This window comes from Nocardioides pocheonensis (assembly GCF_003725535.1).
GTDB classification, from domain to species: domain Bacteria; phylum Actinomycetota; class Actinomycetes; order Propionibacteriales; family Nocardioidaceae; genus Marmoricola; species Marmoricola pocheonensis.
Genome location: NZ_RJSF01000041.1, coordinates 31,019 through 44,355, shown reverse-complemented (window position 1 = coordinate 44,355; position 13,337 = coordinate 31,019). Strand labels below are relative to the sequence as shown.

13 protein-coding genes and 4 tRNA genes are annotated in these 13,337 nt (G+C 67.8%); 9 read left to right on the top strand and 8 right to left on the bottom strand.

The window, feature by feature from the left end; translation table 11 throughout:
- Positions 1-29: 29 nt before the first annotated feature.
- From EFL26_RS15855 to EFL26_RS15840, 4 genes are all read right to left on the bottom strand, one after another.
- Entirely contained in the window at positions 30-347 is a 318-nt protein-coding gene (locus tag EFL26_RS15855) for a hypothetical protein (protein ID WP_148046736.1), read from the bottom strand.
- A gap of 110 nt (positions 348-457) precedes the next feature.
- Positions 458-532 (bottom strand) — tRNA-Val (locus EFL26_RS15850).
- 26 nt (positions 533-558) lie between these two features.
- Positions 559-629, bottom strand: a tRNA-Cys gene (locus EFL26_RS15845).
- Between the two features lie 38 nt (positions 630-667).
- Positions 668-740, bottom strand: a tRNA-Gly gene (locus EFL26_RS15840).
- A 113-nt stretch (positions 741-853) separates the two neighbouring features.
- Here EFL26_RS15840 and EFL26_RS15835 point away from each other — a divergent pair.
- A complete protein-coding gene (locus EFL26_RS15835; protein WP_123223888.1) occupies positions 854-1,675 on the top strand; it encodes an aminotransferase class IV in 822 nt (273 codons plus the stop codon).
- A 30-nt stretch (positions 1,676-1,705) separates the two neighbouring features.
- On the opposite strand, the gene EFL26_RS15830 is transcribed toward EFL26_RS15835, so the two are convergent.
- Complete coding sequence (locus EFL26_RS15830) at positions 1,706-2,131, bottom strand: SsgA family sporulation/cell division regulator (protein ID WP_123223887.1); 426 nt, start codon at positions 2,129-2,131, stop codon at positions 1,706-1,708.
- A gap of 261 nt (positions 2,132-2,392) precedes the next feature.
- Between EFL26_RS15830 and EFL26_RS15825 the strand changes: the two genes are divergently transcribed.
- From EFL26_RS15825 to EFL26_RS15815, 3 genes are all read left to right on the top strand, one after another.
- Positions 2,393-2,893: a PGPGW domain-containing protein gene (locus tag EFL26_RS15825; protein ID WP_123223886.1), complete on the top strand. Its 501-nt coding sequence runs from the start codon at positions 2,393-2,395 to the stop codon at positions 2,891-2,893.
- 71 nt (positions 2,894-2,964) lie between these two features.
- Positions 2,965-3,036 (top strand) — tRNA-Val (locus EFL26_RS15820).
- Positions 3,037-3,294: 258 nt separating this feature from the next.
- On the top strand, positions 3,295-4,452 hold the full coding sequence (locus tag EFL26_RS15815; protein WP_183408219.1) for a tyrosine-type recombinase/integrase: 1,158 nt from the start codon (positions 3,295-3,297) through the stop codon (positions 4,450-4,452).
- A gap of 90 nt (positions 4,453-4,542) precedes the next feature.
- Here the strand turns inward: EFL26_RS15815 and EFL26_RS15810 are convergent, their stop codons facing one another.
- Complete coding sequence (locus EFL26_RS15810; protein WP_148046733.1) at positions 4,543-5,514, bottom strand: hypothetical protein; 972 nt, start codon at positions 5,512-5,514, stop codon at positions 4,543-4,545.
- A gap of 20 nt (positions 5,515-5,534) precedes the next feature.
- On the bottom strand, positions 5,535-6,167 hold the full coding sequence (locus EFL26_RS15805; protein ID WP_123223883.1) for a potassium channel family protein: 633 nt from the start codon (positions 6,165-6,167) through the stop codon (positions 5,535-5,537).
- Positions 6,168-6,838: 671 nt separating this feature from the next.
- Here EFL26_RS15805 and EFL26_RS23905 point away from each other — a divergent pair.
- On the top strand, positions 6,839-6,979 hold the full coding sequence (locus tag EFL26_RS23905) for a DUF433 domain-containing protein (protein ID WP_148046732.1): 141 nt from the start codon (positions 6,839-6,841) through the stop codon (positions 6,977-6,979).
- A 62-nt stretch (positions 6,980-7,041) separates the two neighbouring features.
- Here EFL26_RS23905 and EFL26_RS15800 read toward each other — a convergent pair whose 3' ends face one another.
- Entirely contained in the window at positions 7,042-7,827 is a 786-nt protein-coding gene (locus EFL26_RS15800) for an expansin EXLX1 family cellulose-binding protein (RefSeq protein WP_123223882.1), read from the bottom strand.
- Positions 7,828-8,428: 601 nt separating this feature from the next.
- Here EFL26_RS15800 and EFL26_RS15795 point away from each other — a divergent pair.
- The 4 genes from EFL26_RS15795 to EFL26_RS15780 all read left to right on the top strand — a co-directional run bounded on the left by EFL26_RS15795 (position 8,429) and on the right by EFL26_RS15780 (position 12,970).
- The gene (locus EFL26_RS15795) at positions 8,429-9,124 is read left to right on the top strand and encodes an NADPH-dependent F420 reductase (protein WP_123223881.1); all 696 of its coding nucleotides are present in this window, start codon (positions 8,429-8,431) and stop codon (positions 9,122-9,124) included.
- A gap of 141 nt (positions 9,125-9,265) precedes the next feature.
- The gene (locus tag EFL26_RS15790; RefSeq protein WP_123223880.1) at positions 9,266-10,330 is read left to right on the top strand and encodes a fatty acid desaturase family protein; all 1,065 of its coding nucleotides are present in this window, start codon (positions 9,266-9,268) and stop codon (positions 10,328-10,330) included.
- Positions 10,331-10,409: 79 nt separating this feature from the next.
- On the top strand, positions 10,410-12,407 hold the full coding sequence (thrS, locus tag EFL26_RS15785) for a threonine--tRNA ligase (protein ID WP_123223879.1): 1,998 nt from the start codon (positions 10,410-10,412) through the stop codon (positions 12,405-12,407).
- Positions 12,407-12,970, top strand: a complete 564-nt coding sequence (locus EFL26_RS15780; protein ID WP_123223878.1) for an HIT family protein — start codon at positions 12,407-12,409, stop codon at positions 12,968-12,970. The genes thrS and EFL26_RS15780 overlap by 1 nt, the downstream gene beginning before the upstream one ends.
- Positions 12,971-13,337 lie beyond the last annotated feature (367 nt).

Here is a 13,337-nt window from a genome sequence, read left to right as displayed (position 1 = left end):
GCGAAACGGAGAAACTCAGGAGTCCGCGCTCACTGTCGGCGGCGCTCGCAGTGTCCGTGCCGGCGGTCGTACTGGGCGTCCCAGTACTTGACGCACACGAGCTTCCCGACGCGGATCCTCCAGTAGCTCTGACCCCACTCGCCGGTGTGTCCAATGACGTCTCGGTAGCAATTGACCGAGGTCCGCGTCTTGCACGGCTTGAACACGAATCCGGAGTAGGCCGACGGATCCTGCGTGGCCATCGCGTCTGAGGCGGGGTCGCAGCAACTGTCCGCCATAGCAGCGAGCGGCGACGCGACCAGGGCGACTGCGACGGCCAGGACAAGAGTGGCGATGCGATTGCGCATGGTGCGGATCTCCTCAAGTGAGTGACCGCGCGCCTCTGCGCCTATCTGGCACAGGAATGGCACGAGGCCGGTTCCATTTCTGGAAACCGGCCTCTGACCTGCTGTGATGCTGGTGGGCGATACTGGGTTTGAACCAGTGACCTCTTCCGTGTCAAGGAAGCGCGCTACCGCTGCGCCAATCGCCCGAGGCCATGCTTTGAGTTGTGTTACGAGGTGGGTACGGGATTTGAACCCGTGTAGACGGATTTGCAGTCCGTTGCCTCGCCTCTCGGCCAACCCACCGCGGAGGTTCGGCCCCCGAGGGGTCAGTACCGTCTCCGAGCGGACGACGAGGCTCGAACTCGCGACCTCAACCTTGGCAAGGTTGCGCTCTACCAACTGAGCTACGTCCGCTTGCGCCTACCGGTGACCGGCGGTGCGAAGAGAACCATAGCCGATGCCTACGCAAGGTCCAATTCGGGCCTGCCATGGGCGCGTTGCGCCTCTCCGCGCCTTAGGCTCGCGGGATGCGCGTGTGGTTCAACGGCTCACTTCTCGACGATCCGCGGGACTCGGTGCTCCGCGTCGACGACCACGGCATCACCGTCGGGGACGGGGTGTTCGAGACGATGAAGGTCCTCGACGGGCGGCCGTTCGCGCTGACCCGCCACCTCGAACGACTGGCGGCCTCGGCGGCCGGTCTGGGACTCCCGGCGCCTGATCCCGAGCACGTGCGCAGCGGCGTGGAGGCCGTCCTCGACGGGACCGCACTGCCGCTCGGCCGGCTGCGGATCACCTACACGGCCGGCCCGGCACCGCTGGGCTCCGGCCGCGGCGACGGCCCGGCGAGCCTGATCGTCGTGGCCGACCCGATGGAGCCCGCGCCGGAGTCGACCGCGATCCTGCGGGTGCCGTGGGTGCGCAACGAGCGCGGGGCGCTCGTCGGTCTCAAGACAACGTCGTACGCCGAGAACGTCGTCGCGCTCGCCAGGGCCAGGGAGAGCGGCGCGAGCGAGGCGATCTTCGCCAACACGGTCGGGAACCTGTGCGAGGGCACCGGTTCGAACATCGGCTACGTGATCGGCGGAGAGGCGCGGACGCCGTCGCTGGCGTCGGGCTGCCTGGCCGGGGTGACCCGGGCGCTGCTGCTGGAGTGGTGCGACGTGGTCGAGGTGGACGAGCCGATCGGTGTCCTGGACGAGGCGGAGGAGGTGTTCCTGGTGTCCACGACGCGCGACGTGCAGCCGGTGCATCGCCTCGACGACCGAGGGCTCGAGACTCCGGGGCCGGTCACCAGCAAGCTGCAGGAGACCTGGGCGGCACGCGCGGCGGAGTCGATCGACCCGTAGGCGTCGCGTCGGACGACGCGGGCCGCGGGCTCAGGCGCTGAGCAGCTGGGCGATCTCGGCGTCGAGGTCGACCAGGCCGCCCTCGGCGCCCTGGGGCACCATCGCGACCATCTGGTGGATGAACGCGGACAGCTCACGCGAGCCGACCTGCACGAGCACCTCACCGCTGGGCGACGACAGCTCGAGGATCACCACGGCGGCACCCTGCGTGTTCAGGCACGGCCACACGTGGACGTCGCCGTCGCCGGTGGGCTCGTAGAAGCCCTCGATCAGCAGGTCGCGTGCGAAGGTCCAGCGCACGGGAGCCGGCTCGTCGGCGAAGAGGATGCTCACGGCGAACGGGTCCGCCGGGTCGTACTCGAATTCTGCGGTCAGGGGCGTCGACAACCCCTCCGTGTCGACGAACTCCATCCGCATCTGCTCGGTGATTGCCTGAGCGGTGATCTGCTCCTGCATTGTCTGCCTCCCCAACTGGCCGCGTCTGATGGAGAAAGCCCTCCCGCCAACTCCCAGCGCGACAACATGAGTGTGCGTCCTTCTGCAGGTTCCGCAAGTCGCAACGTCCGATTTACCCCGGTTTCGGGGGCGATGGTCTAGTGATTCTGCGCCAGTGGTCTAGTTAGAGGCCTCAGTGGACTAGACCGGATTCAAGGGCATTTGGAGGTCTGTGCTGTGCCCGGATCGGGGATCGTTTGGCAGGCTGGACGCGTGCCGCCCATGCCGACCGACGGTCCCCTCGACGCCCCGGACGACGCCCCGGAGGGTGCCTCGGACGCTACCCCGGACGGGGCTTCGTCGTGGTGGCAGCGGGTGCACGGACGCCTGCACCGCAACCGGGCGATGTCGGCGACGACCAAGCTGGTGGTGACCCTGGTCGGCACGGCGGTGCTCACCGCGGGCCTGATCATGATGGTCACGCCGGGACCCGGGCTCGTCGGCATCGCCGCCGGCCTCGCCATCCTCGCGACCGAGTGGGACTGGGCCGATCGCTGGCTGACCAGGGCCCGCCGCAAGCTCCGCGAGGCGACCGCGGCGGCCGAGGCCATGGATCCGCGGGTGCGACGACGCAGGATCCTCCTCGCGCTCGGCGTCGTCGTGCTCCTCCTCGCCCTCGTGGCCGGGTACGTCGCGATCGCCGACTGGCCCGACTGGTCGATCTCGCTGTGGGACCGCGCGCAGTCCTTCCTCGGCTTCCTGCCGGACCTCCCGGGCATGTGACGGGCCGCAGGGCGGAAGTCAAAGGGCCGATGTGAAAGGCCGGACGCGATGGGCTAACCTGTCCCGCGCACGGGCGATTGGCGCAGTGGTAGCGCGCTTCGTTCACACCGAAGAGGTCACTGGTTCGAACCCAGTATCGCCCACAACAAAAGCCGCAGGTCAGAAGCGGTTTTCTACCTCCAGTCCATCCTGAGTGGGCCCATTGGGGGACCCGTTCAGGGGACAGGTCAGGGGACATCTGAGAGCCCCTTGCAGCGGCCGTTGTGATGCACATGTCTCATCACACGGAAGGCACAACAATGACAAAGGCACCAAGATCATCAGAGGCCGGGCGCGTCATCCCTCTGCGCGAGGCCCCGCAACGGGGCATGTCCGCTCCCCGCATCCGCACGAAGCCAGACATGGGCAGCATCGAAGAGCGCTACGGCGGGCGGAGCTTCCGCGCTACCTGGCGCGCGAACGGACGCCGCGAGAATCGATCGTTCACGACGTACGAGGAAGCACGGGACTTCCTCAACGCGATGGCGATCAACATTCGCCAGGGCGGTGTCCCGATCGCGGTCAGTAAGTCACGCACGCGGTTCGAGGACTTCGCTCGGCACTGGCTCGCGTGCGAGACCAAGGATCGCTCGAAGAAGGAGAGCATCCTCAAGAACCACCTCGTGCCGGCCTTTGGCCGCAAGCCGATCGGGCAGATCACGCGGCGCGAGGTCCAGGACTGGATCAACCGGGTTCAGCGTGATGCGGCGGTGGAGTGCGAGGTCTGCGATGCGTTGCAGACCGAGCTCGGCGACGACGACGCGCGGTGCCGACGGCACAAGGGCAGGAAGCCGCCGAGCCCCCGGTCGATCAAGGACCACTACGTGATGTTGAGTCAGGTCATGCGCGCTGCTGAGCGCGAGGGCTACCTGTTGAACGGTTGCCCTGTCGGCAAGGGTCTGCACACCTTCCCCGACGTCGACAAGCGGATGGTGATCCTCAACGACTATCAGGCCGACCATCTGCTCGAGGTCGCTGCGGAGCAGTTTCCGGCCGAGTTGGCGATGGTGCACCTGGACTCGCACACCGGCCTTCGCTTGGGCGAGCTGGTGGCCCTAAGCCGGGAGCAGTACGACGGCTCGTCCCTGCTGATCGACCGGGCGTTCAAGCGCTCGGGGATTGTCGGCAAGACCAAGACCGGACGAGTCCGCTGCGTGACGCTGGATGACTGCTGCAAGCGGGTGCTGAATGAGCATCTGGCTGGCTTGGATCCCGAGCAGCGCTTGATCTTTCCCGCGGTCGGGGGCGGGATGCTGATCCCGACCAACTGGCGCAAGAGGGTCTGGTACCCGCTGGTCGAGGCAGCGGGTCTCGGGCACATGGGTCTGCACATCCACGATCTGCGGCACACTCACTGCTCGAATCTGCTGGCAGCCGGCTGGGAGGTGACCGCGGTGGCCGAGCGGCTCGGGCATGCCTCGACCAAGATGACTCTCGACGTCTACGCCCATCCACTGGCTGGCCGTCAGGCCGCACTCCTTGCGGAGAAGGGCTTGCGGCCGCAGGCGCCTGGGCTCTAGGAGATTGAGCGTTGGCTTGATCAAACAGGCCAGAGGTGGAACCGGTCACGAACCGGTGGCGTACGGGTCGGGGTCGAACTAAGCCGATTCTTAGTCAAAGAGTTCGCGCCAGCGGTCGAGATAGGCCGTCCGCGCGGCCAGATCGGCTTCGACCGCGCGCCCGTACCGCTCCATGTAGGCAGCGTCGATGACGTGCGGAGCGTCTTCCAGCGCACGGAGCGCTTGTGCGGCCGTGTCCGATGCCTCCCGCAATCGGTCGAGCTCGTCAAGTTCAGCCGGCTTCACGACTTCGAGCACGTCGATCTCGACCCGACGCGTCGCCCTGATGACTTCCTGCTGCATCGCCTGCAGTTCGTGGAGTGCCGAGCGCCTGTGTTGCGCAGCCTCGTCGCTCAGAGCAAGGACCGCTTCACCCGACGGGTGGAACTCGGACACCGCGCTAGGCGGGTCGATCCGCCACTCCAAGACCACGTCGCCGGGCTTCGCGCGCCTGACCTGAGCCGGGGTCAACGTGACCGCCACACCCTCAGGACCGCTGAGCCATGTGTCGCCCGCTCGCGCCAAGACCGGGTGAGGCACGCGGTGTCGGTCGATGTTGGCCAGTCGGTGCAGCCGCGCGAGGGGGTGCTTGTCGGCACTCGGGACGACGGGTACGCCGAGCGCCCTCGCCTCCTCGTCCCAGAACCACGGCTGCAGTCTGCGGAAGACCTCTTGGTGGGCCGGATCGACCTTCGGCAGTTTGCCCTCCGCCTCCTCGTCCCATTTCGCGGGATCGGTGGTAATCGGACAGTAGATCCGACTCTGCTGCTTCGACGTAAGCGGACCGGCTTGCTCGCAGGTGGCCCAAGCGACTGAGTCCAGCGCAGACCGCAGGTTGTGAAGGACGTCGCCGATGATCGCGCCAAGTGACAACGGGGGCTCCGCGTCGGCCTGAAGGGTCACCCGGATCGTGCCCGCGGTGGGATCGCGGTCGAAGCGAAAGCCCACATTCGCGACACGGACGTATTCGGCGCAGTCCTCGGCGAAGCGCCGCAGGTGCTCGTCGGCCTGGCGCTGCTTCACCCTCCACGGGTATTCCGGCATCACCGGGGTTCGTCCGGAGAGTCGCCGGAAGCCGTTCCCAGGTCGGCCGCTCGCTCTTGTTGCACCTGCCCCACGAGCCATGCGGCAACCGTGGCAGTCACCGCCCCGAGGAGGGCGATGCCCACCACCATGAGGCCCACGGCAACGAACCGGCCAGTCGTCGTAACCGGGTAGCGGTCGCCGTACCCGACTGTCGTGACGGTGGTGGCTGCCCACCACATTGCGTCACCAAGGCTGGTTATGTTCGCCCCCTTGGCGTCCTGCTCGGCGTCCAGCACCGCGAGCGCACCGAGCCCCCAGGCCATCAACGCCGCACCGATGACGTACGCGCTGACCCGGCCGACGAGCGAGTTCGCCGCTGACCTGTTCAGTATCCGCGCGAACGCGAGCAGCCTCAGCAGGCGGAGCGGTCGAAGGACCGGCAGAGCGATCAGCCCAACGTCATACCAGTGGGCTTTGGCGTAGTCCGAGCGTCGGTCAGCAAGAACGAGCCGAACGACGAAGTCGATCGCGAACGCGGCGTACACGGTCCACGAGAAGGCGTTGAGGAACGACCTGACCTGTGCGTCCAGAGATCGATCGACGACCGGCCACGCGTAGGCCACGAGGAAGGCCAGGGCGAGGAGGATCATCGGCACCTCCGAATGACGCTCCCACCGCGCCACCTTCGTACCCCATGGATGCGTGCCCGAGACCCCCGTATTCACCAAGCCAGTGTGGCGGCAACTGGACGGCCGCGGGCGAAGTCGTCTCGATTCGACAAGCTTGAGGGGACGCGATCAGGGGACACGATCAGGGAACATCGGAACTGCATTAGGCTGCAATGAACACCACAGACTGGGGCAATACCCTCCATCAAGAAGCACTACAAACCACTACGAACCAGCACAGAAACAGTATTCACACCGAAGAGGTCACTGGTTCGAACCCAGTATCGCCCACCGTGCCGGGGCCGTTCTCCTGAGGGAGGGCGGCCTCTTGTTTTGATCCGCTGGGTAGCGCGGCAGTGCCGGTCGCACCGAAGAGGTCACTGGTTCGAACCCAGTATCGCCCACTCGTGTTTCCGCAGGTCAGAGGAACTTTTCCTCCTGGATCCGCTCCTTTCGTGCAACATACGTGCAACAAGGGCGCGCTCAGGAGCGGGCCATCACGGACCGGTCGGACAGCCCCTGGCACTGAGGTCCCTGACCCTGAGGCCGTGCCCTTGTGCGGCGGTCAGCTCTGTTGCCGGGCGCGCCCGAGGACATGAGGTCCCCCAGCTGTCTGCCTCCGGGGGGCGCGTGAACGGCGGTACGCACGAGGCGTGGCCTTCGAGCGAATCACGACCGACCCGGACGTGATGGGTGGGGTGACGGCGGCAGAGATCGTGGACGACCTGCCTGACCCGACTGTTGAGGATGTCGCCGAGGCGTTGCGCGAGTTCCCGCTCAGCCACATCGCATGAGGCTGCTTCTCGACAACAACCTCTCGCCCAGGCTCGTTGAGACAGTCGCCCTGGGTGCTGAGTCAGTGCCTCATGAACTGTTTCTTCGTGGCCTGAGTGACATCAGGCAAGATCTTCAGGGCTCGAATCGTGAGCGTCTGACCGTAGATGTCGGTCACCTTGATCCTCTTTCCGCAGCCATGGCCCTGGGGGGAGAGGAAGTAGTTGTACTCGGTGCGCTGGAGGCGCCTCCACGTGCCGTTGTCATTGACCGACAACCGGGCGACCGGATTCCGGTGGTCGATCACCTGAATCCCGCACCACCATTGGCTCGACCCGACCTTGTACCGAAGCGAGATGCCGGCGGCGGCCTTCTTGCGGCTCAGGAGCTTCCAGGTGATGGGAGTCTCGCCCGCGTGACGATCGTCGAGCTTGTCAAAGGCCAAGGGGTTCAGGTCGAGCTGGTGCAAGCGGCACGATCCCGGGCACAGATTGGTGATCCGGACGATGATCGACTTGCCGTTGTTGACCCCCGTGACCTTGACATAGTCGCCACAAGCGTTCGCCGTGTCGTAGTCGTAGGTGTTCATGGCCGCGGTCATGACCTCGGTGCCGGCATCGTACGAACAAGCCCCCGCGGCACCGTTCGCGTCATAGAAAGTCGCGATACCGGTGTACTGCTTCCCCGGCTTGATCCTACGCGCCAGGGGGGCGTTGTCGGCCGTCATCGCATGCACCGCAACGGCTGCCGCTCGGGCTCGCGAGCTCGCGGCCGATGAGGCGCCGGGCCCGAGCGCCACCGCGCCGCCGCCGACCGCGAGCAGCGCAGCGGTGACCGCTGCGATCCTCCGTTGCACGTTCGTGACCATGAAGAGCCCGATTTCCTTCCGATGTTCGACAGCCGCCTCACCTTGGCAGACCCCTGGACCCCATGACAAAGGCGCCCTGGACTTCGCCGCCTTCACGGATCCACACCCGGGCAGAACGGGGGCCCGGCGCGCACTCACCTGGATACCCGTCGCGGTTCCCCTGCGCCCCGAGCCATCGGCTGTTCGCTCGTGCACTGCGTGTTGGCTCAGACTCGAGACACCCTGCCGGGCAGAACCACGGCGCTCGGGGCGGCCTCAGACGTCGCCGAGCTCTTGAAGGTCGAACTCACCCGGCCCTACGACGAAGTGCCGGCTGGTCGCTTTCCCGTAGTGCGCCTAGGGCGACAACTCCGATTCCGGCAGTCTGCGGGGTGGGCGATCGCGTGGGCGGTGACGGCCTCTAGGACGGCGCCGGCAGAGCGCCACGGCCCAGGAGAGGTCACCGGTTCGAACCCAGTGTCGCCCACCGTGCCGGGGCCGTTCTCCTGAGGGAGAGCGGCCTTCTGCTTGGCAGGTACGGTCAGTGACTCAGCAACACCTGGGTGTCGCGCGTCTCGCCCCTGGTCGGAATGCTGGTCGTCGGCCGCCGGTTGCGACGGTCATGACCACCATCGGATTCATCGGGGCCGGGCACATCGGGAGCACGCTGGCGCGACTGGCGGTCCACGCGGGACACGCCGTCGTGGTCAGCAACAGCAGAGGCCCGGAGACGCTCGTCGACCTCGTGGCCGAGCTGGGTGACGGCGCACGCGCGGGCACTCCGCAGGAGGCCGCGGCCGAGGGCGAGATCGTCGTCGTGACGATCCCGCTGAAGAGCTACCGAGAGGTGCCGGTCGAGCCACTGCGGGGCAAGGTAGTGATCGACACGAACAACTACTACCCCCAGCGCGACGGGCACATCGCCGAGCTCGACGACGAGTCGACGACGGTCTCGGAGCTGTTGCAGGCACACCTCCCGGAGTCGCACGTCGTCAAGGCGTTCAACAACATCAACTTCAAGATGCTCCACGACCTCGCGCGACCTCACGGCGATCCGGAGCGGAGCGTGCTCGCCATCGCGGGCGACGACGCGGGGGCCAAGAAGGTCGTGGCGTCGTTCGTGGACGACATCGGGTACGACGCCCACGACGTCGGTCCGCTCGCGGAGGGCTGGCGCTATCAGCGCGACGAACCGGCGTACGCCGACCTCTACAGCGCCGACCCCCCGGGCACGTGGCCGCCGCAGAGCTCGCGGCGGGTCGATGAGGCGTTCCTGGTCGAGCAGCTGTCCCGGGCGGTTCGCTACCGCGACATGTGACCCGGGCAGGCCGTTCTCCCGAGCGAGGGCGGCCTCTTGCTTCGGCCGGCTGCTGAAGGCTGGCGCTCAGGTTGGCGGCGTACGGTCGAGGTCAAGGCCTCCCCGCACCTGGTGGCGTCCACCTCACAGTCGGGATCGCCCATGACCGTCCACTCGTCCGCACTCCTGTCCGCCCCCGCGGTCGAACCCTCGGCGCCGCCGACCGTCTCCAGTGGCTACGGCGACCTCGCTCGCGAGGTCCGCCGGCTCGGGCTGATGGAAGGTCGTCGCCCGTACTACGCGGTCGTGGCCACGGTTCTCCTGCTGGCCGGCGCCGCGATCGTGGCCGCCATGCTGGTGTGGTCGCACTCGTGGGCGCTGCTCGGGCTCGCGCCGGTTCTCGCCGTCGTGGCCACCCAGCTGGGCTTCCTCGGACACGACCTCGCGCACCGTCAGGTCACGCGCGGCATGCAGGCCGGCAAGGCCCTGGGTCTCGTCTGCGCCGACCTCCTCGGCGGCATGAGCTACGGCTGGTGGGTCGCCAAGCACAACGCCCACCATGCCCATCCCAACGACCTGGTGACCGACCCGGACGTCCACGCCGGAGCGCTGGTCTTCGACGCCGCGCAGGCGGACGTACGCACCGGGCTCCCGGCCTGGGTCACCCGCCACCAGGCGGGACTCTTCGTCCCGATGCTGCTGGGCGAGGCGCTCAACCTGCACGTCTCGAGCGTGCGGCAGATGTTCCGGCCCGGAGTGAAGGGCCGCGGCACGGAGTCGGTGCTGATGGCCGCCCACCTGGTCGCGTACGTCGCGCTCCTGGCCACCACGCTGACCTGGCCGCAGGCGCTCGCGTTCGTCGCCGTGCACAAGGGCCTGCAGGGGATCTACCTGGGCCTGTCCTTCGCCCCGGGGCACAAGGGCATGCCTGTCCTGGACGGCGAGCAGGCGGCCGACCCGCTGCTGCGACAGGTGCTGACATCCCGCAACATCTCCGGCGGTCGCTTCCTCGACCTAGCCCTGGGCGGCCTGAACTACCAGATCGAGCACCACCTGTTCCCGAGCATGCCGCGGCCGAACCTGCGCCACGCGCGACTTGTCGTGCGCGACTTCTGCGCCTCGCGCGGAGTCACCTACACCGAGATGTCGGTGTTCGACTCGTACGCCGCGGGGATGCGGCACCTGTACGACGTCGGAGCCGGACTGCGCGGGCGGTCGCGCCGCTGACGGCGGCGAAACCCCTGCCGCGCCCGGGCCGCCCCGTCGATACCATCGGCGGGACAGCCCGACCGACCGAGGAGCACCCTTGCCCGACGTACCAGTCAACGTGACCAGCCCGTCCGGCACGGCCGAGCAACGGGTGAGCGCGGGCACCAGGGCGTGGGAGCTGTTCAAGGACGATCCGGACGTCATCGCTGTCCGCGTGGACGGGCAGCTGCGCGACCTCTCCCACGAGCTCACCGAGGGCAGCGAGGTCGAGGGCGTCGCCATCGACAGCGACGACGGGCGTGCGATCCTGCGCCACTCCACTGCACACGTGCTCGCCCAGGCGGTGCAGGACGTGTTCCCGGACGCGAAGCTGGGCATCGGGCCGCCCGTGGAGAACGGCTTCTACTACGACTTCGACGTGGAGACGCCGTTCGTCCCCGAGGACCTCGAGAAGCTCGAGACCCGGATGCGCAAGATCATCAAGGACAACCAGAAGTTCTCCCGCCGGGCCGTCTCCGACGACGAGGCCCGTGAGGAGCTCGCCGACGAGCCGTACAAGCTCGAGCTGATCGGGCTCAAGGGGGTTTCGGCAGGCTCAACCACCGAGCTGTCCGCGGTCGAGGGGGCGAGCGCCGAGGTCGGCAGCGGCGAGCTCACCATCTACGACAACCTCGACCGCAACGGTGACGTCGCCTGGAAGGACCTCTGCCGAGGTCCGCACCTCCCGACGACCAGGCGGATCCCCGCGTTCAAGCTGATGCGCACGGCGGCGGCGTACTGGCGCGGCGACGAGAAGAACAAGCAGCTCCAGCGCATCTACGGCACCGCGTGGGAGTCCAAGGAGGCGCTGGCCGAGCACCTGCACCGCCTCGAGGAGGCCGAGCGGCGCGACCACCGCAAGCTCGGGCGCGACCTGGACCTCTTCAGCTTCCCCGACGAGATCGGCTCCGGCCTCGCCGTCTTCCACCCGAAGGGTGGGGTGATCAAGCGGGTGATGGAGGACTACGTCCGACAGCGGCACATCGAGGAAGGCTTCCAGTACGTCGGGACGCCGCACATCACCAAGGAGGGCCTGTTCCACACCTCCGGTCACCTGCCGTACTTCGCCGACACGATGTTCCCGCCGATGGAGATGGAAGGCGCGAACTACTACCTCAAGGCGATGAACTGCCCGATGCACAACCTGATCTTCAGGTCGCGCGGGCGGTCCTACCGTGAGCTGCCGCTGCGGCTCTTCGAGTTCGGCACGGTCTACCGCTTCGAGAAGTCCGGCGTCGTGCACGGCCTCACGCGCGTGCGCGGCCTGACCCAGGACGACTCGCACTCCTACTGCACGCCGGAGCAGGCGCCGGACGAGATCAGGCACCTGCTCGGCTTCGTGCTGTCGCTGCTCAAGGACTTCGGGCTGGAGGACTTCTACCTCGAGCTGTCCACGCGCGACGACACCAAGGACAAGTTCATGGGCTCCGACGAGCAGTGGGAGACCGCGACGAAGATCCTCGAGGAGGCGGCCACGGCGACCGGCCTCGAGCTGGTGCCCGACCCGGGCGGCGCCGCCTTCTACGGGCCGAAGATCTCCGTGCAGTGCCGCGACGCGATCGGGCGCACCTGGCAGATGTCGACGATCCAGTACGACTTCAACCAGCCCGCCGGCTTCGAGCTGGAGTACCAGGCGACCGACGGCACCCGCCGGCAGCCGGTGATGATCCACTCGGCGAAGTTCGGCTCGCTGGAGCGGTTCTTCGGCGTGCTGGTCGAGCACTACGCCGGAGCGTTCCCGCCCTGGCTGGCGCCGGTCCAGGTCGAGGCGATCCCGATCGCCGAGCGGCACAACGACTACCTGGTCGAGGTGGCCGCGAAGATGCGGGCGCAGGGCCTGCGGGTCGAGGTCGACGACTCCGACGAGCGGATGCAGAAGAAGATCCGCAACGCGCAGCTGCAGAAGGTTCCGTTCATGATGATCGCCGGCGACGACGACGTGGAGGCCGGCGCGGTCTCCTTCCGCTACCGCGACGGCCGCCAGGACAACGGCGTGCCCGTCGACGAGGCGATCGCGCGGGTCGCGCAGGCGGTGGCCGACCGGGTCCAGGTCTGATGGGGGCGTCCGGTCCGGACGAGGTCCTCCGCCAGGACGGCATCGGCGTGACCGACGAGCTCGACCGGCTGTGGACGCCGTACCGGATGGCCTACATCCGGGGCGAGAGCAAGCCCTCGGACGACTCGGTCGCGGAGTGCCCGTTCTGCCGGATCGGCGCCGGCTCCGATGACGAGGCGGTCCTGGTCGTGCACCGGGGCTCCACGGCGTACGTCGTGCTGAACCTGTACCCCTACGCCCCGGGCCACCTCATGGTCTGCCCCTACCGGCACGTCGCGGACTACACCGATCTCGACGAGGCGGAGACCGACGAGGTCGCCCGGCTCACCCAGACCGCGATGCGCACCCTCAGGTCGGTCAGCCAGGCACAGGGCTTCAACATCGGGATGAACCAGGGTGCCGTCGCCGGCGCCGGCATCGCTGCCCACCTGCACCAGCACGTCGTGCCGCGCTGGTCGGGCGACCAGAACTTCATGCCGATCATCGGCCGGACCAAGACCTTGCCGCAGCTGCTGACGGAGACCCGGGCGCTGGTGGCGGCGGCCTGGGGTTCCGCGGGCTGAGGGCGGCGGCTCGCTCAGGTACAGGTGGTTGAGCCTGCCGAAACCCTTCTCGGCGCGTGGCGGTAGGTGCCGGCGAAACGGCAGCGACGACGGGTGCGGCGTGGGGCTCGGTCTCGCTGTGGGGCGCGGGGTTCCTGGTGGTTGAGGTGCGAGCGCCAGCGAGCCTCGAAACCACCCGGGGCAGGGACCCAGCCACCGCTGGTTGAGCCTGCCGAAACCACTCTCGTCGGCTGACAGTCTGTGCCAGGGGGACGGGCGGCGACGACGGGAGCGGCGTCGGGCCGGGTCTCGCTGTCGGCCGCGGGTCTGCGCACATTGGTGGTTGAGGTGCGAGCGCCAGCAAGCCTCGAAACCACCCACAGCACGA

Excerpts from the sequence above, each read along its gene's own strand:
- EFL26_RS15855 (WP_148046736.1), bottom strand. The coding sequence starts at position 347 with ATGCGCAATCGCATCGCCACTCTTGTCCTGGCCGTCGCAGTCGCCCTG.
- EFL26_RS15835 (WP_123223888.1), top strand. The coding sequence starts at position 854 with ATGCGCGTGTGGTTCAACGGCTCACTTCTCGACGATCCGCGGGACTCG.
- EFL26_RS15830 (WP_123223887.1), bottom strand. The coding sequence starts at position 2,131 with ATGCAGGAGCAGATCACCGCTCAGGCAATCACCGAGCAGATGCGGATG.
- EFL26_RS15825 (WP_123223886.1), top strand. The coding sequence starts at position 2,393 with ATGCCGACCGACGGTCCCCTCGACGCCCCGGACGACGCCCCGGAGGGT.
- EFL26_RS15815 (WP_183408219.1), top strand. The coding sequence starts at position 3,295 with ATGGGCAGCATCGAAGAGCGCTACGGCGGGCGGAGCTTCCGCGCTACC.
- EFL26_RS15805 (WP_123223883.1), bottom strand. The coding sequence starts at position 6,167 with ATGATCCTCCTCGCCCTGGCCTTCCTCGTGGCCTACGCGTGGCCGGTC.
- EFL26_RS15800 (WP_123223882.1), bottom strand. The coding sequence starts at position 7,827 with ATGGTCACGAACGTGCAACGGAGGATCGCAGCGGTCACCGCTGCGCTG.
- EFL26_RS15795 (WP_123223881.1), top strand. The coding sequence starts at position 8,429 with ATGACCACCATCGGATTCATCGGGGCCGGGCACATCGGGAGCACGCTG.
- EFL26_RS15790 (WP_123223880.1), top strand. The coding sequence starts at position 9,266 with ATGACCGTCCACTCGTCCGCACTCCTGTCCGCCCCCGCGGTCGAACCC.
- EFL26_RS15780 (WP_123223878.1), top strand. The coding sequence starts at position 12,407 with ATGGGGGCGTCCGGTCCGGACGAGGTCCTCCGCCAGGACGGCATCGGC.